At 50.5% G+C, this 17985-nt stretch carries 17 protein-coding genes and 1 riboswitch; of the genes, 11 read left to right on the forward strand and 6 right to left on the reverse strand.

Features of this window, described 5'->3' with window-relative positions; all coding sequences use genetic code 11:
- Window positions 1-54 precede the first annotated feature (54 nt).
- Window positions 55-1386, forward strand: coding sequence for an aminotransferase-like domain-containing protein (locus VPR01S_RS16120; protein WP_021706428.1), 1332 nt, complete (start codon window positions 55-57; stop codon window positions 1384-1386).
- Window positions 1387-1407: 21 nt separating this feature from the next.
- Here the strand turns inward: VPR01S_RS16120 and VPR01S_RS16125 are convergent, their stop codons facing one another.
- Window positions 1408-1869, reverse strand: a complete 462-nt coding sequence (locus VPR01S_RS16125; RefSeq protein ID WP_021706429.1) for an ecotin family protein — start codon at window positions 1867-1869, stop codon at window positions 1408-1410.
- A 316-nt stretch (window positions 1870-2185) separates the two neighbouring features.
- On the opposite strand from VPR01S_RS16125, the gene VPR01S_RS16130 reads away from it, so the two are divergent.
- The 8 genes from VPR01S_RS16130 (at window position 2186) to VPR01S_RS16165 (ending at window position 11417) form a co-directional block, all read left to right on the forward strand.
- Entirely contained in the window at window positions 2186-2851 is a 666-nt protein-coding gene (locus VPR01S_RS16130; protein ID WP_021706430.1) for an HAD family hydrolase, read from the forward strand.
- A gap of 64 nt (window positions 2852-2915) precedes the next feature.
- The gene (locus VPR01S_RS16135; RefSeq protein ID WP_021706431.1) at window positions 2916-3815 is read left to right on the forward strand and encodes a LysR family transcriptional regulator; all 900 of its coding nucleotides are present in this window, start codon (window positions 2916-2918) and stop codon (window positions 3813-3815) included.
- Window positions 3816-4279: 464 nt separating this feature from the next.
- Window positions 4280-5179, forward strand: coding sequence for a ubiquinol oxidase subunit II (gene cyoA / locus VPR01S_RS16140; RefSeq protein WP_021706432.1), 900 nt, complete (start codon window positions 4280-4282; stop codon window positions 5177-5179).
- Window positions 5180-5183: 4 nt separating this feature from the next.
- Complete coding sequence (cyoB, locus tag VPR01S_RS16145; protein WP_021706433.1) at window positions 5184-7220, forward strand: cytochrome o ubiquinol oxidase subunit I; 2037 nt, start codon at window positions 5184-5186, stop codon at window positions 7218-7220.
- The gene (gene cyoC, locus VPR01S_RS16150) at window positions 7210-7803 is read left to right on the forward strand and encodes a cytochrome o ubiquinol oxidase subunit III (protein ID WP_021706434.1); all 594 of its coding nucleotides are present in this window, start codon (window positions 7210-7212) and stop codon (window positions 7801-7803) included. Before cyoB ends, cyoC begins: the two co-directional genes overlap by 11 nt.
- Window positions 7803-8117 carry a cytochrome o ubiquinol oxidase subunit IV gene (gene cyoD / locus VPR01S_RS16155; protein WP_021706435.1) on the forward strand — a complete coding sequence of 105 codons (315 nt, stop codon included), beginning with the start codon at window positions 7803-7805 and terminating at the stop codon, window positions 8115-8117. Before cyoC ends, cyoD begins: the two co-directional genes overlap by 1 nt.
- Before the next feature lie 7 nt (window positions 8118-8124).
- Window positions 8125-8991 (forward strand): heme o synthase, encoded by an 867-nt coding sequence (cyoE, locus tag VPR01S_RS16160; RefSeq protein WP_021706436.1) that lies wholly within the window; start codon window positions 8125-8127, stop codon window positions 8989-8991.
- 410 nt (window positions 8992-9401) lie between these two features.
- Window positions 9402-11417, forward strand: a complete 2016-nt coding sequence (locus VPR01S_RS16165; protein WP_245580798.1) for an alkyl/aryl-sulfatase — start codon at window positions 9402-9404, stop codon at window positions 11415-11417.
- Between the two features lie 47 nt (window positions 11418-11464).
- Here the strand turns inward: VPR01S_RS16165 and VPR01S_RS16170 are convergent, their stop codons facing one another.
- The 4 genes from VPR01S_RS16170 to VPR01S_RS16185 form a co-directional block, all read right to left on the reverse strand.
- Window positions 11465-11941 (reverse strand): DUF4234 domain-containing protein, encoded by a 477-nt coding sequence (locus VPR01S_RS16170; protein WP_021706438.1) that lies wholly within the window; start codon window positions 11939-11941, stop codon window positions 11465-11467.
- 97 nt (window positions 11942-12038) lie between these two features.
- Window positions 12039-12662 carry a class I SAM-dependent methyltransferase gene (locus VPR01S_RS16175; RefSeq protein ID WP_021706439.1) on the reverse strand — a complete coding sequence of 208 codons (624 nt, stop codon included), beginning with the start codon at window positions 12660-12662 and terminating at the stop codon, window positions 12039-12041.
- A 171-nt stretch (window positions 12663-12833) separates the two neighbouring features.
- Window positions 12834-13829 carry an HlyD family secretion protein gene (locus VPR01S_RS16180; protein ID WP_021706440.1) on the reverse strand — a complete coding sequence of 332 codons (996 nt, stop codon included), beginning with the start codon at window positions 13827-13829 and terminating at the stop codon, window positions 12834-12836.
- Window positions 13829-14152 (reverse strand): DUF3302 domain-containing protein, encoded by a 324-nt coding sequence (locus tag VPR01S_RS16185; protein WP_021706441.1) that lies wholly within the window; start codon window positions 14150-14152, stop codon window positions 13829-13831. The genes VPR01S_RS16180 and VPR01S_RS16185 overlap by 1 nt, the downstream gene beginning before the upstream one ends.
- 243 nt (window positions 14153-14395) lie before the next feature.
- On the opposite strand from VPR01S_RS16185, the gene VPR01S_RS16190 reads away from it, so the two are divergent.
- Window positions 14396-14773, forward strand: coding sequence for a hypothetical protein (locus VPR01S_RS16190; RefSeq protein ID WP_021706442.1), 378 nt, complete (start codon window positions 14396-14398; stop codon window positions 14771-14773).
- A gap of 17 nt (window positions 14774-14790) precedes the next feature.
- On the forward strand, window positions 14791-16176 hold the full coding sequence (locus VPR01S_RS16195) for a class II fumarate hydratase (protein WP_021706443.1): 1386 nt from the start codon (window positions 14791-14793) through the stop codon (window positions 16174-16176).
- Window positions 16177-16222: 46 nt separating this feature from the next.
- On the opposite strand, the gene mgtE is transcribed toward VPR01S_RS16195, so the two are convergent.
- Window positions 16223-17578, reverse strand: coding sequence for a magnesium transporter (gene mgtE, locus VPR01S_RS16200; protein WP_021706444.1), 1356 nt, complete (start codon window positions 17576-17578; stop codon window positions 16223-16225).
- Window positions 17579-17682: 104 nt separating this feature from the next.
- A riboswitch (M-box (ykoK) riboswitch) is annotated at window positions 17683-17852 on the reverse strand.
- Window positions 17853-17985: the final 133 nt, after the last annotated feature.

Genomic DNA, 17985 nt, shown 5'->3' on the forward strand with positions numbered 1-17985 from the left:
TCAATTAATCAATTTTAATTCATTACACTAAGTCATTAAGTCAACCAGAGCCGTATGAGCGAAGCCAAGTTCCGTCAGATTGCCGATACCATCACCACCCGGATTATAGAAGGTCGCTATCCGGCGGGCACTAAACTGCCCACCCACCGGGAAATGGCTACAGAATTAGCCACAACCCCAGCGACGGTAGCAAAAGCTTATAAACTGCTGACAGACCTGAATAAAGTGGAGTCATTTGTTGGGAGGGGAACATTTGTCTGCGGCGGTTCGCATCTGGCATCGGTGATTCGCGCTGAGGAGAAAAGCGACGAATTTAACTTCTCAATCTTACAGCCGTGTCTGGTGCACAACGCAGCAGCACTGCAACAAGCCTATTCCCAAGCTCGCTGGGATGTTTCTTTACTCGGTTACAGTGAACAATCCGGCCATCAGACACATCGGCAAAATGGCGCAAAGTGGGCCCAGGCGTATGGTCTGGATCACGCCAATCAGGACAACATCCTGCTGACCAACGGGGCCCAACACGCTCTGTCTCTTATCGTCGAGACACTTACCCAGCCAGGTGACACCATTGCGCTGGAAGCACTGACCTATCCGGGGATTCTGGCCATTGCCAGCCTGTCCGGACGGCGGATCGTTGCGGTCGAAATGGACGCAGACGGTATGCGTGCGGACAGCCTGTCGCACATTCTGGCCGAACACCAGCCCAAACTGGTTGTTGTGGTTCCTTCACACCACAACCCGACGGGCATCACCATGCCCATCCACCGACGTGAGGCGATCGCCAAGGTGGTGCAAGCTTCCTCAGCCTGGTTGGTTGAAGATGACATATACGGCTTCCTCAACCCTGAACCTATTTCCGCCATCAGTAACTGGATTCCTCAGCAGAGCTTTCACATCACCAGTCTGTCAAAAGCCATCAGTCCGGCCATGCGCTGCGGTTTTCTCAAGGTACCGAATCATTATATCGACACGCTGAGCACACACATCCGAGCCACTATCTGGATGGCATCACCACTGAATTACGTCGTTGCCAGCGACTTAATTCAATCTGGAGAGGCATTTGCTATGGCCGAGAAACAAAAGGCACTCGCGGTGCAAAGGCAAACGTTAGCAAAGCAAATTCTGGGCACGGACACTCAAGGGACGGGCTACCACATATGGCTGCCATTACCTGACGGCTGGCAACAGGATAAGTTGGTAATCGAAGCAAAAAAGCAGGGGATTTTGATCAGCAGCGGCGGCTACTTTACCGCAGACCAACATGACAGCCAGTACGTACGTCTGGCTCTGACCACCATTGCGGCGGAGAAAAAATTCGAGCAGGGTCTGCAAAAGCTTCGTGTTTTGCTCGACAACCCTGCCCGAGTTAATTTTCCTGTATGAGCCCAATAGCTCCGGAAAATATTACGATTCTGGAGCCCAGATACGGATGCTCACATCCAGCTCTGCTGGTGCGTACACCACCACTGGCAGTTTGCTGTTATAGCGGTAAAGATCTTTGTTGTACATCTTCACAAACGCTTTGGTTTTTTCCTGATCCGGTGGACACGCCATCAGTGTGGAAGCCCCCTGACCCGTGTAACCTTCAACCTGGAAGTAGTTGTAACCCCAACCTTTCAAATCATGCTCAACAATCTGACCGCCAAGTGACACGCGGTTACAGTCTAGCATCATCTCTTTACCAGCAACGATTTCAACGCGCTTATCCTGCTCGTTATTCGCTGGATCAAGATAGAAAACGTGGCGAGTCATACCGTCGATTTGCGGAAACATTTCAGCAGACGGTTTGGTGTAATCAGCAGAACTCATCGTAGAACATCCAGACAGCATCAGTGCGCCGGCAATCAGCCAAGGGCTCTTTTTCATTGTTTAATCCTTATCAGCATTAATTAAGGAGATATCCGCATCCAGTTGTGATACGGAATATACAGTACACATGATAGTTTATCGCCAGCACTTTAACTGCTAAATTTCTGTAAGCATTGATAAAAATGAGCAATTGTCGGTGCAGTCTCAGATAATTGACACCAAAAGTGCGTTTTTCATTTCCCTTTAAAATACACTGTTCATTATTGATTTATCCCATATATGGATTGACGAATTGATCAACAGGAAAAGGGACTATCGACGAGACTTGTGTCACAATGCATCACCTGATTCCCTCAACCAAAAGCTGTATTCTATGAACTTCCAAGCTGCAATTTTTGACATGGACGGACTGCTACTCGACACAGAGCGAGTGTGTATGCGTATTTTCCAGGAAGCCTGTGAGGCACTGAGTGTTCCGTTTCTGAAAGACATTTATCTGGGTATCATCGGTCGTAACGCGGCCGGGATTGAAGAAACCATTCGTCAGGGATACGGCCCGGATCTGGACTACCCAACGCTACACGCAGAATGGCGCAAGCGTTACGATGCGGTGGTCAAACATCAGGCGATCCCGGTCAAAGATGGTGTGGTAGAGTTACTCACCTGGTTGAAAGCGCAAGGTATTCCGACCGCCGTGGCAACCTCGACGCAAAAAGAGATCGCTCAGATAAAACTCAAACTGGCCGGATTGGATCACTATTTCGATAATCTCACAACCGGATGTGAGGTGCAGCGCGGTAAGCCGGATCCTGAAATTTATCTGTTGGCTGCTGGCCGTCTTGGCGTTCAGCCGCAAGCGTGCCTAGCCTTTGAAGATTCAAATAATGGCGTGCGCTCGGCAGTTGCGGCCAATATGACCACCTTTCAGATCCCCGATTTGGTTCAGCCATGTGCGGAAGTACGAGCCTTCGGCCACCAGATTAATGATTCGCTGAATGACGTGCTGGCACACCTTCAGCGCCAATATGCAACGACATAACATATTGTAAATCATACGGTTTATGTCTAATCTCAGGCTAAGGATGGCCTGATGGAAACCCATAATGGATCTGAACTTATTCAAAACTTTCGATGCGGTGATGAAAACCCGCAGCGTCAACGAAGCCGCTGAGCTCACAGGCGTCACTCCGCCTGCGGTCAGTCATGCACTGAATCGTCTACGTGAACTGTATCAGGATCCCCTGTTCATCCGCCAGGGACGTGGTATTACCCCGACCAACTTTGCCATTGAACTGCACGTCGAAATCGAAGCTCCGCTCAGCGTTTTACTCAATGGTGGCAGCTCACGCACCTTGTTCGATCCATTAACCAGCGAACGGACATTCCGCATTTCCAGCCATCAGGACATTGACGTGATGGTTCTGCCAGCGTTGTCAGCGTACCAGTCTCTGCATGCGCCTAACATCACGATTCACGCCGACGTTGAACGGCTTAATGAGCAGGATCGCCAAGAAGAACTGCGCAAACGCAAAGTGGATCTGATCCTGGCGACCATACCTTTTGAAGATCACGGCTATCATAATCAACTGCTGTTTCACATCGATCTGGCTGTTGCTGCCAGTCGGCAGCATCCGCGCATTCAAGACCGCCTTAGCCATGAGCAGTTTTACGCAGAAAAGCACCTCTTGTGGAAAACCCAACGTGACAACCTCTACGCGCTCGATTCCCTGACCCGGGAAAAACAGCCGGAGCGCCAGGTCGCCTATATCACCAGCTCCAGCGCTAACGCGCTGATGATGGCGGCACAAACCGACTGGTTGTGTGTCAGCACGCGCTGGCACATTGCTCAGTTTCCTCAGTTGCAAATTCTTCCCGTCCCGTTTGAGACGCAAAAAGTGCCGATTTATATCACCTGGCACCAAAGTCAACACAACGATTCCGGCCATCAATGGCTCAAACAAGCCTTGTATAAAAGCACCGAATGCTTTCGCCAAAACACGTGATTTTACCAATTCCACAATAAGGGACTAAGATCACAAATTTGCACAACAATAACGGGCAACTTATCAGCAGCACCGTATGGAATAACCGACTATCGCACCCAGTAACCGGACCGCATACTAAGTAAATAAAATCATAAGGTTATATAACAATAACCGTAAGTGAAAATCCTTATCATTTATAAAACCACACGCCTAGAACACACCAAATATGAAAGGTAAGTTTTCATATTCGTCTAATGAGCTTCCCCTTGTAAATCCTCATAATGCGCCGGATGTAACATTGTATTTCAAAGTGTAACATTTAATCCATATAAGAAGCAGGGTTATTAACGGCCGCCATTCTCTTACGGATAGCGCACTTTGAAGTGCTTCGTTGCTATTGCTCAACATAATACATTCAAACGACTAAACCCGGTGGCTCAGGCCCGCCCTGTCCGCCGGATAAACATTGAGAAAGTTAGTTAATGGAAGCCTCAAGATACAAAAGCATCTTGTCTAGGGTTGGGTTGGCTTTTGCCATTCTCCTGCTCTCCGGATGCGATTCTGCTTTGCTAAATCCGAAAGGCGCTATTGGTGTACAAGAAAAAGAACTGATCATCACCTCACTGGTGTTGATGCTCATTGTGGTGATCCCCGTCATCCTGATGACCATCTACTTTTCTTTCAAATACCGCGCGTCGAATACTGACGAAGAGTATGCTCCGGAGTGGTCTCACTCGACCAAGATCGAGCTGGTGGTATGGACGATTCCTATCATCATCATCGCGATCCTCGGTACTATCACCTGGCACTCAACGCATGAATTGGAACCTTCAAAACCTTTGGCCAGCGATGTTGAGCCAATGACGATTGAAGTGGTCTCCATGGACTGGAAATGGCTGTTCATCTACCCAGAACAACACATTGCCACTCTAAACCATGTCGTGTTCCCGAAAGATGTACCTGTCGAGTTCAAGCTCACTTCTGACAACATCATGAACTCGTTCTTTATCCCGCGTCTGGGCAGCCAGATCTACGCCATGCCAGGCATGGTGACCCGCCTGCATCTGATTGCTAACCACGAAGGTGACTTCAAGGGTATTGCAGCCAGCTACAGCGGCGAAGGATTCTCGCACATGAAGTTCACCGCGACTGCGACCGCAGACCGCGCCAGCTTCGATAAATGGGTAGAAAAAGTTCAATCCAGCCCAGATACCCTGGCCGATCTGAGCGCTTATAAAGCCCTGGCAAAACCATCGATTGATGAGCCAGTGACTTACTACTCGAAAGTAGTGCCTGAGCTGTTCACCAACGTCGTAACCCAATACCCGGGTTCAATGAACGCCAGCTTTGACAAAGCTTGTCTGGTCGAAGATGAAGGATAACCCTATGTTTGGAAGATTAACTCTCGATTCCATTCCATATCATGAGCCGATTATCATGATAACGCTGGCCGTTATCGCGATCGTCGGCGTTGCTGTTCTTGCGGCCGTTACCAAAGCGGGCAAATGGGCATACCTTTGGAATGAATGGTTTACCTCGGTAGACCACAAAAAACTTGGTTTCATGTACATTGCAGTCGCAATGATCATGTTGCTGCGCGGCTTTGCCGATGCGGTGATGATGCGAAGCCAGCAACTGCTCTCATCAGCAGGTGAAGCAGGTTACCTGCCTCAGCACCACTATGACCAGATCTTCACCGCCCACGGTGTGATCATGATTTTCTTCGTCGCGATGCCTCTGGTTATCGGTTTGATGAACATCGTGATCCCTCTGCAGATCGGTGCGCGTGATGTGGCATTCCCTTACCTGAATAACCTGAGCTTCTGGCTGTTTGTGGTTGGTGTGATTCTGACAAACCTGTCACTGGGTGTTGGCGAATTTGGTCGTACTGGCTGGCTGGCCTACCCTCCTTTGTCTGGTATTGACGCCAGCCCCGGGGTCGGGGTCGACTATTGGATCTGGGCATTGCAAATATCCGGTGTGGGCACGACGCTGACGGGTGTGAACTTCTTTGTCACTATATTACGTATGCGTACCCCGTCTATGCCGCTGATGAAAATGCCGGTGTTCACCTGGGCTTCCCTGTGCGCCAACATCCTGATCATCATCTCGTTCCCAATTCTGACCGTAACCATTGCGCTACTGACTTTGGATCGCTATCTGGGCATGCACTTCTTCACCAATGACATGGGGGGCAACATGATGATGTATGTCAACCTGATTTGGGCGTGGGGTCACCCGGAAGTGTACATATTGGTGCTGCCGGTGTTTGGTGTGTTCTCCGAAGTCACCGCGACCTTTGCGCGTAAGAAGCTGTTCGGTTATACCTCGCTGGTGTGGGCGACCATCGTGATTACGGTGCTGGCCTTCATTGTATGGCTGCATCACTTCTTCACCATGGGCTCCGGCGCAAACGTGAATGCCTTCTTTGGTATCGCCACCATGATTATCTCAATCCCGACCGGGGTGAAGATCTTCAACTGGTTGTTTACCATGTACAAAGGCCGCATCACGTTCACCACTCCTATGCTGTGGACCGTCGGCTTCCTGATCACTTTCTCGATCGGGGGTATGACTGGCGTACTGATGGCGGTACCAGGTGCCGACTTCGTTCTGCATAACTCGGTCTTCCTGATCGCTCACTTCCACAACGTAATCATTGGTGGTGTGGTATTTGGCTGTTTCGCGGCACTGACTTACTGGTTCCCGAAAGCAACAGGCTTCATGATGAACGAATCTTGGGGCAAACGTGCGTTCTACTGCTGGATCATCGGTTTCTGTATGGCCTTCCTGCCGCTCTACGCGCTGGGCTTTATGGGTATGACTCGCCGTATCAGCCAGGATCTGAATCCTGAGTTCTTCCCGCTGCTGGCGATTGCAGCTGCCGGTACAGCGGTTATTGCACTTGGCGTACTGTGCCAGTTCGTGCAAATCTACGTCAGTATTCGTGACCGCAACCAGAACCTGGATCTGACGGGTGACCCGTGGGATGCACGTACTCTGGAATGGGCAACGTCCTCACCGCCGCCGTTCTACAACTTCGCTCACCTGCCAAAAGGCGATGAAGTCGACGCATTCTGGTACCAGAAACAGCGTGGTGAATTCAAACCTGAGCAAGAAGTCGAATACGAGCCTATTCACATGCCAAAGAACACGCCAACGGGTATGTATGTGTCCGCTTGGGCCATGATCTTTGGTTTCGCAATGATCTGGTACATCTGGTGGCTGGCTGCCGCGAGCTTTGTCGGCATCGTCGTCGCTTGTATCCGTCACAGTTACAACGAAGACGTGGATTACTACGTTACCGTTGAAGAAATTAAAGAAGTCGAAGCGCAGCGCCGCGCGAAACTGGCTGAAGCTGGTAAGGCAACGCCTCAGACTGACGGTGACGAAGACGATATGGAGGTGACCTATGCACGCTAATACTCACGCTCATGATCACCACCATGATACCGGTGGTAACAAGCTGTTTGGTTTTTGGATTTACCTGATGAGCGACTGCATTTTGTTTGCAACCCTGTTTGCAACATATGCGGTACTGGCTGGCGCAACCGCCAATGGCCCGGACGGTAAAGAGATCTTTGAACTGCCATTCGTATTCGTCGAAACCATGCTACTGCTGCTGAGCAGTATCACATTCGGTTTCGGGATGATTGCGATGAAACGCAAAGATCTCTCATCGATGAAACTGTGGCTGGCCGTGACCTTCCTGTTCGGCCTGGGCTTTATCGGTATGGAGATCTACGAGTTCCATCACCTGATTGAAGAAGGCTTTGGCCCGCAAAGCAGCGCATTCTTGTCTGCGTTCTTCACGCTGGTCGGTACACACGGTCTGCACGTGTCGTTTGGTCTGATCTGGCTGGCGGTGTGTTACCACCAGCTGAGCACCAAAGGCCTGAATGAGATGATGGAAACCCGATTCCAGTGTCTGAGCCTGTTCTGGCACTTCCTGGACATCGTCTGGATCTGTGTATTCACCATTGTTTACCTGGTAGGAGTGATGTAATGAGCAATCAACACGCAGACACCGGTGCACGCGATTACGTGAAAGGTTTTATCTTTTCACTGATCCTGACCGTGATCCCGTTTTACTTTGCCTGGACGCAAACTCTGCCGGAAGCGACCACCTACGCATTGCTGTTTGGCTGTGCCATCGTGCAGATCGTGGTTCACTTCGCTTACTTCCTGCACATGGAAGTAAAAACCGAAGCAGGCCAATGGAACATGGTGTCACTGGTGTTCAGTGCCATTGTGGTGCTGATCCTGATTGCAGGTTCCCTATGGATCATGTGGAACCTGCACGAAAATATGATGCTGTAGGTCTGATATGCTGAAAAGCTATGTCTCACTGACCAAGCCAGGCATCATTTTCGGCAACCTGATCTCTGTGGCTGCGGGGTTCTTCCTCGCAGCCAAATCAGAGCCAGCAACCGGGTCACTGCTTGCAGTGACCATGGTTGGGGTTGCACTGGTGATAGCCTCCGGCTGTGTGGTCAACAATATTTTTGACCGCGACATTGATTTCAAAATGGCGCGTACCCGCAACCGCGAAATGGTTCAGGGTAAAATCAGTATCGATGCTGCATTTGTGTACGCTCTGGTACTGTTGCTGGCCGGTACCGCAACGCTGTACCTTAAGGTCAACCCACTGTCGACAGTGGTGGTCCTGCTGGGCTACGTGTTTTACGTTTTCTTTTACACCATGTGGTACAAACGCACCTCAGTATACGGTACAGCGGTTGGCAGTATTTCCGGCGCGGTTCCGCCTTTGGTGGGCTATCTGGCGGTCACCAACTACATCGGTATTGAAGCAATCCTGTTGTTCACTTTGTTCTGTTTGTGGCAAATGCCACACTCGTACGCGATTGCGATGTTCAGGATCCAGGACTACCGTGAAGCCGGTATTCCGGTACTGCCGGTCAAATCCGGTATCATGAAAGCTCAGAAACACATGAAAGCCTACGTGGTTGCGTTCAGCGTCGTCGCGATGGCCCTGTTTCTGTTTGGTCAGGCGGAATATGAATTTCTTGCCGTGGCCGCGCTGGTCTGTCTTTACTGGCTACGCGTGACTTTCCGCCCGGTCAACTATGATAACTACGAATTCTGGTCCAAGGCCGTGTTCAAAGCGTCGTTGATTGTGGTGATGGGAATCAGCGGTATTCTCGGTCTCCAACTGTTTACCCTGACCGCCTAGTTCTTTTCTGGCGTACTTGTTCATCTGGCAGCACGGCCGATAACGGTTCTTACCATTCGATGATCCGAACCCGGTATGTGTGTGTCCGCGCTGCGTGAACAAATACGCCACCCTACTCTCTCCGATTGCAGATACCCATGCCCCAACACGAACATGGGTGTCGGAAGCAATAACCCGACCAGAATGCCTGTTCTACCCAGTTTCACTGATGTTGGCTCTCGGCTGCATCCATCCACGCTGACTGCCAAATTAAGTTCAATAAAAATAAATCAAATGCCAAATAAAAGATGAATTATATTTAATCCACTTTTTACGGTTGCTCTATCGATCAATCAGTTAGCGCCACTTACTCTAACTTAGTCCGTGGCAGAGCTGTCTGCCACTCTTACTCAGTTAGAGAGGTAATGCCCGTGAGCTTCATTGTAACCAAACGTCTGGCACTTGTGCCGTTGGCGCTATTGATTTCGCCGTCACTTTACGCTGCACCGCTGAGCAGCTACCAGTTTACTTCCCAAACCAAAGACGCCACTGACTTCACCACCAAGGCCAATGACGAGGTTTATCAGCAGCTCGATTTCACCGACACAAAAGCGTTTCAACAAGCCGACCGTGGCTTCATTGCACCGTTGCCCAATGGCGGCCTAATTGAAGGTGTTGCCGATATTCCGGCCATGCAGTTTGTGCAGGGAAAACCCGCTCCGGCGACCGTCAACCCTAGCTTGTGGCGCCATTCTCAGTTAGTCAACCGCGGCGGCTTATATGAAGTTTTGCCCGATAAAATTTATCAGGTGCGCGGCAATGATCTGGCCAACTTGACCATTATTGAAACCCCGAACGGCATCATTCTCTATGACGTCGAATTCTCGCCAAAAACGATGAAAATGGCTTACGAGCTGTATGCCAAACATCGCGGTAACCGTCCGCTCAAAGCGATCATTCTCTCCCACTCGCACACCGATCATTTTGGTGGTATTGAAGGGGTGATCCAAACCGGTCTCGCCACCGAACAAGACTTCCAATCCGGGCGTATTCCGATTTACGTACCGCAAGGGTTTGTGAAAGAAGCGGTCAGTGAAAACGTCTTATTTGGGAACATCATGAGCCGTCGCTCAATTTACCAATACGGCGCCGTCTTACCGAAAAACGATAAAGGCATCACAACCGCAGCACTGGGGCCGCTGGTGCCAAATGGCGACAACGGGCTGCCTACCGCTGTACATGAAATCACACACAATAAGCAGGAAGTCACCATTGATGGCCTGAAGTTTGAGTTCCATTTGGCGCCGGACTCCGAAGCACCCGCTGAAATGGTGTTTGAAATCCCGGCTTGGGGCGCTATCTCTATGGCAGAAGATGTCAACCAGTTGCAACACAACATCTACACGCTACGTGGCGCTAAAACGCGGGATGCTGGCAAATGGGCCAGCTACATTAACCAGGCGATCATCGACTGGCAGGACCACGCTCAGGTGTTGTTTGGACCACACACGTGGCCTACCTGGGGTAATCAGGATGTCGTCAGCTACATGAAAGGGCAGCGTGATCTCTACAAGGCCATCAATGATCAAACCACCCGTCTGGCCAACCATGGTTATCGCCCGCGCGATATCGCCAAACACATTGAGATCGCCGATCCGATCATGAAACAGTGGTACAACCGCGATTACTACGGCAATTTCGAAAACAACGTGATCGCCACTTATGTCAATAACCTCGGCTGGTACGACGGCAACCCTGTGCAGCTGGCACGCCATACCGACGCCGAAACCGGTCAGCGTTACGTTGCTGCATTCGGCGGTGAGGGCAAGGTGATCGAAAAAGCGCTCGACTCATACCAAAAAGGCGACTACGCCTTCACGGTTCAGTTACTGGACAATATTGTCGCTTACACCAAAGACAACACCGATGCTAACTATCTGATGGCGGATGCCTTTGAGCAACTCGGGTATCAGGAAGAAACGTCTCTGGTGCGTAACTGGTACCTTACCGCAGCCCAGGAGCTGCGCAATAAACAAATGCTGCCACAGCCAATCAACACCGCCGGTCCGGACGTGATCAAAGCGATCCCATCGGATTTGATGATGCAGGTCTTCGCAACACGCATTGTGCCGGAAAAATCGCTTCAGGCAGGCCGTATCGCGTTTGATTTCAAACTCAACGGTGAAAACTATGGGGTGGAAATCGAAAATGGTGTGATGAACGCATCGAAAGACTACCAACCAAAAGACAGCAGCGGCACAATCAGCTCGGATAACCTGACACTGTTTAGCGTGCTGGGAGGCAAAGTCACCCCCGAACAGGCCGTCAAGAGTGGCAAAATTACGCTCAGTGGTGACAAACAACTGCTTAACCGCTTCATGTCTGTCCTCGATAATCAGATCCCAAATCGCTTTAATCTGGTCGAGCCACGCTTAAACGACCAATAATCGCTGACCTGGGTTCAACAAAAGCGACGCATCCGCGTCGCTTTTTATTAGGCATCAAGCTGCGTCTGCGTGCTCTGCTCATCAGAGTCCAGCTCTTCACACAGGCAGTTCACCTTATAGTTGAAATACAAGGGCGTAAACAACACCGTAAACAACGCACTGAAAGCCCGTGCTGAACCCGGCTCAAACCCAAGCGCCGCGTTCACCCGGTTACGCGCCTTAAAACCCCAAATCAGCAGCATAATCGATACTGACAACCCAATCAGGTTGTCGACAAGAGACAACATCAGATTGTCGTAGAGCAGTATCGACAGTACCCGCGTCATCATACCGATGCAGGCCAGACCGAATACCGTCTCCATGAAACCTTGATTAATCGGCGTCATACCGTGTGGCAGGGCGTTAACTTTCTCGCTTTGACTCTTCGCATAGTACGCGGTGTAGATCCCCAGAGTCACCAGCGCGAGAAAAAACAATCGCCAGGAACTCTGGCTTTGCAGTTGCCGGATGAGATTACGATCCATTGGGTGTCCTCTTGTCAGCATTTCGTGGTTTAAAAAACGGTTCACATTGTGCTTGCCTTTGAGAAAAAGTCAATCCATCTTATTGATTATTAAATGATTATGTTGTCACTACCTGAGCAAATACCGCTTTCACCTTGCTGCCTAACATCTGGCATTGAACCTCATTAAAACCGGCTGCGCGGCAAAACGATTCTGTCAGAGAGGGGGTAAGAACAATCGCATGACGGGGCTTAGTTCGATAGGCAAGCGTGTAACGAAAACGCAGTTTGCAACGCTCCCAGAGGCTCATTTCATGTTGCGTATAGCTGAGAATGTACAAGCGACCAGCCGGTTTCAGCACGCGACGGACTTCCATCAGCGCCCGCTCCTGATTGGGAATCACATGCAGCAGATTGGCCATAAATACGGTATCGAAGGTGTCATCTTTGTAAGGCAGGAAAAAACAGTTGGCTTTTTCGACGTGGACCTTAGGTTCATTCTCAAAGCGCTGCGCAGTCACCGCCAACATGGCATCCGACAAATCCGTTGCGGTCACTGACGTGGCCTGATCGACAAAACACTCCGTGTAAGTGCCGTTGCCACAACCCAATTCCAACAGTTTTCCAACCGAGCTGATCGCAGATAAACGTTGCTTGATCCTGCGGACATTGTCTTCGCCCACTACGTAGTTATTTTTTGCTTCAAAGTTCCGGGAAAACTGCTCCCAGTGGTTGTGACTCATGCTTCCTCCGTGAAACCGATGAGTGAGACCTAATAAGCCTGTTGTTGCACAGCAGAGGATACTATCTTTTTCGCCCTCCGCCTAAAAAAAGCAGGCACAAAAAAGCGGATTCAGTGCACAATTTCCTTGCCACTGAATCCGCCCTTTTACTCATTCTCGCTGAGTGAGGATTTAACCTTCAAATACCCAATTCTGCCAACTTTGCATTCGTAGTATCACTTTGCGTACGATGCTGAACATCTCCCACTTTGGTGAATACACAGCAACGTGGGCGTCAGCTCCGGCAGGTACAGGCATGCCCTGCAATAACGCCGGCTCGTCGAGTTCGACCTTGACCAGTAGACGTCCATTCGCCGGGATGCGTTCCGGATATTGCAACTTACCTGAGGGTTGGAATGATCCCTGTGCCATGATGTCGTTCACTTGCACAACATGCGCTTTGTACGCATGGCCGGGAATGGTGTTGAACGTCACTTCCGCGGGATACCCCACTTTGATGTAGCGCGCCGGTGACTGCTTAAAAGCCGCAAATATCTGTTTGTCTTCTTGATGAACAAACGTCATATTGCCCTGAAACGGCACCATTCGACTCTTCATTCCCGGGCGCAACGCCATCTGGCTGACGTACCCATCCGTTGGTGCACGCACTGTCGTTGCATCCAGGTTGAATTTTGCCAGCGACAATTGTGCCTGATACTGCGACTTTTGCGCCTGTTGAGCCAATAAGTTGGATTCAACCGTGTCAATACTCTCCTGTGACGAGAAGCCTTTTCGGCCTAGGTTTTTGTAGCGATCCAGCTCTGACTGATAAAACGCAATGGCCGCATCGGTGCGCTGGATATCGCTCTCGATTCGCTCAACCTTATCTTGAAATGGCGCCGGATCAATTTGATACAGAGGGTCACCGGCTTTCAGCGCTTCGTTTCCCTTGATGTAGACCTGGGTGATCAACCCTTCGACTCGCGACGTGATTGGTGTGGTCACGCTGTACACCCGGGCCATGCGCGAAACGGGCTGATACATCGCCATGTACAGAAAAATCCATCCGACCAGAAACATGCCAATCACGCTGGCGGTGGTCAGTGTCCATTTGTTTTTTGGCACACGGAACACTTTAAACACCACCACACATAGTGCGATGTAACTCAGAATAATCAACGTTTCCATCACTTCACCTCGTTGTGTTGTTCCAACTGTTCAATGCGCGCCAGCAGTTGATCGTACTGCTCCTGAGTCACCTCCGTCTGCATACCACGCCAGCGCTTAGTGTCCGGGTCATACAATACGGCCCATATCCACAGAAACGGCCAAATCACATGCAGAAAAAACAGGCTGATCCAGCCTGCAACGTGAATCGCTTCCTGATGCGGATGATTGCGTTTTTTCGCCATTTCATAAGGAATGTCATGCAACACGATCAGGCCATAAACAAAGATCAACAGCACAACAAACAAAATCGCGAGTGAAAGATAGTCCAGGGTCAGGTTCATTAATTCGCTCTCTCTATCAAGCGCAGCAGCGCCAATAATGACTGAGAATAGAGATCGTGTTAGCAAACAACAAACAACCAGACTGAATACTAAATTAAATATGATTCATCCATTCGCAAGTTCTATCGTTAGTTTAAATTATCATTGTTACCACTGGGGGTTGGCAGTAATGGGCGTGTGTTAAGGTTGCTTCACCTCGCATTTAGTGATAATAATTATCATTAACAAAACAGTGAGAGCCCTATGGAACAACAACAAGCCCTCTATCGCGCCTTTTATCAAGCTCAGGATCGTTTTCTGGATCCTTATACCGCGTGCGGTTTCGAGCCTGATATTATCTGCAATTATGTCCATTGTGGGCTCTTACTGACTTCTTATTATGAATACGGGACGGAACATCAGAATCCACTGTTGTGTGAGCTGTTTCTGCGTCAGGTGTACTTTCATCTATTAGACGGTATTGACGATACGACTCGCTCGCGCGTCTTTCGCCAGATCTGTCTGGATGCCGTACATACGCCATTGCTGTGTCTGAAACGTTTTTACGATCATATCTCCGATGGCGACATAAAGTTCCTATCCTTAAAACAAGAATTACAGCGTTTGAATACGCCTTTGTAGCCGAAAAGGAATACACCATGACTCAACAATATCGGATTGAAAAAGACAGTATGGGCGATGTGAACGTCCCAAAGGATGCTCTCTACCAGGCTCAGACCCAGCGCGCAGTCGACAATTTTCAATTCAGCCACCACACCATGCCCGTTGCTTTTATTCAGGCACTGGCTCAAATCAAACAAACCGCAGCCCTGACCAATGCGCAGCTCGGTTTGCTCGAAGGTGACATCGCCAATGCGATCGCAGACGCGGCTCAGCAGGTCATTGACGGCCGGCATCTCGAGCATTTTCCGATTGATGTGTTCCAGACGGGCTCAGGCACCAGTTCGAACATGAATGCCAATGAAGTGATCGCCACATTAGCCAGTGCCCAGCTCGGCGGTGATGTCAGCCCCAATGACCACGTTAACATGGGCCAAAGCAGCAACGACGTGATACCGACCGCTATTCAGGTCAGCAGCGCACTGCTGACTGAAAAACAGCTGCTTCCGGCACTGGAACACCTTATTGACGTACTGGAAAAGAAAAAAGCCGAACTGGCGGACGTGGTGAAAACCGGTCGCACCCACTTAATGGACGCCATGCCAGTCACTTTCGAACAAGAATTAGGCGGATGGCAACAACAAATCCGCCACGCAAAATCCGCCATCGAAAGTGCGCTGACATCGGTCAAACAGCTGGCACAGGGCGGAACAGCCGTTGGAACCGGCATCAATGCGGATCCACGTTTTGCACGCGCGTTTGCCGATAATCTGACCCAAGACACACATGTCCGTTTTGCCGCCAGCGACGACTTCTTTTTTAACCTCAGCAGTCAGGATGCCATCGTTGCATTATCCGGCCAGTTAAAAACCGCCGCTGTCGCGATCATGAAAATCGCCAACGACCTGCGCTGGATGAATTCGGGCCCGTTAGCCGGACTGGGTGAAATTGAGCTGCAAGGCCTGCAACCGGGTTCCTCCATCATGCCCGGCAAAGTGAACCCGGTTATCCCAGAAGCCGCAGCCATGGCCGCAGCCCAAGTGATCGGCAACGACACCACCATTACCATCGCGGGGCAAGCCGGTAACTTCCAACTCAATGTCATGCTCCCTGTGATCGCGCATAACGTGCTGGAAAGCATCGAGCTGTTGAGTAACAGCGCTGTTGCGCTGGCTGATAAAGCCATCGCCACCTTTACAGTGCGTCGTGACAACCTGGACACCGCCCTGGCACGCAACCCCATTCTGGTGACCGCACTGAACCCGGTGATTGGTTATCTGAAAGCGGCTGAGATCGCCAAACTGGCGTACCAGCAGGGTCGGCCGATCATTGACGTTGCTGAAGAGCAAACCGATCTCGACCGGGCGACACTCGAACGCCTGCTCGACCCGGCCAAGCTGACGCAAGGCGGCATCGCAGAATAACTGACATCGCCGAAAATAAAAAAGCCTCCTTACGGAGGCTTTGTCTTTATGCCAGTTCAGGCAAGATCAACTTAGCGATTTCGAAGTAAATCACCAGGCCCGTGCCATCGACCAGCGTGGCAATAAACGGCGCAGAAACCACCGCCGGGTCAATACTTAAGCGGCGCAGTACCATCGGAATGATGGACGATACAAATGCGCTCCACAGTACGATGGCCAGAATGGTCAGTGTCACCACCAGCCCGACCTCAACACCGACCCCCAGACTCCAGGCTCGCACCCAAGCCGCGCCAGCCATGGCAAGCGCAATCATCACTCCAGTGGTCAACTCTTTGCTCAGCACCGAACCGAGGTTTTTCAAACTTACTTCGCCCACGGCCATTGCCCGGATAATAGTGGTGGTGATCTGTGTGCCACTGTTGCCTCCGGTCCCAATCAACAACGGAATAAAGAATGCCAGCGCGATGGCCGCTTCCAGTTGCTCTTCAAACGCTCTCAATACCGTACCGGTGTAAGCTTCGGCCAGAAACAGCGCCAACAACCAGCCAATGCGTTTTTTCCACAAGTTCCAAGGAGAGGTTTGCAGATAGCTGGCATCCAGCGGCATTGAACCCCCCTGCATCGCCGCATCTTCTGTGGTTTCCTTTTCCAGGATATCAACCGCGTCATCCAGGAAGAAGAAACCAACCAGCAAACCATTGTGCTCGACCGGTAACACCGTAACATCCAGATCCAGTAAGCGGCGTGATGCCTGCTCCTGATCCAGAGAGACATCCAGCACCTCGCCTTTGGGCTGCATGATGTCGCTCAGGGTTTGATCTGCCGACGCAACCAGCAGCATTTTCAGGCTGATTTCACCAACAAGCTGACCGTACTCGTTCACCACATACATATTATTGAGGTGATGGTGCGGTGTATCCCAGGCCTCATAGAGTACCTGTTTCGCTTCGCTGAGACTTTGGGTCACGGATAAGGTCAGCACATCTGAGTGCATGTGGGCGCCGACCGATTCGTCCGGCCAGTTCAGCTTGCGTTGCAACTGCAACGCTTCTTCATTGGCCAGGAAGTCGAAGATCGCCTCTCTTTCGTGTGCCGGCAAAATCCGCAGCAGTTTTTCCACCGTCCGTTGCGGTAACGCAGTCAGAACGGCTTCCAGCTGAGGCTTTTGCATATACGCCACAACGTCCGCCGCCAGCTCCGGAGAGATACGGCTGAAAATGGTCACCAATTGCGCTTGTGACAACTGACACAGAACATATTTGGCTTCCTGATCAGACAAATTGACCAGTTTTTGTACCCACTTTTCGCTGTCTGGCGCATTCGCCAGTTTGTGAGAAAAAGCGGTGAGTTGCTTGATTTGAGCTGCTACTACAACAGGGTTAGTAGTTTTCATTACATTCATCACACATACCTCATGTGACTCAGGACAGACCTGAATTGATTGATCTTTGATGCAAGAAAACAGCAGTTGAAGGTCGAGAAAATAAAAGCTGTATAAGAAGGAAGGAACAATCCCCACGTCTTAGCTTCAGCACTGTACAACGTATTCACTGACGTGAAAGCCACTTGGGTTAACACCTTAAGCCGATGATAACTGTCCTAATCCTGGGCATCTCTCGATGTCGTGGGATCAGTGGCCTATGTTTGAACAGGAGCCTCGCCTAACGAGATGCTGTAAAATACACAGTAGGTTCTCTTTAGAACGGCGCGATTATAAGAAGGCGCCTGACAAAACAACAACTAAAAATCCTGATGGTGATGATAAAAAACCGTGACGGCACGCACACAAGACATCGAATCGCTCTGATC

Origin of the sequence: Vibrio proteolyticus NBRC 13287, from assembly GCF_000467125.1 — a bacterium.
Lineage (GTDB): Bacteria > Pseudomonadota > Gammaproteobacteria > Enterobacterales > Vibrionaceae > Vibrio > Vibrio proteolyticus.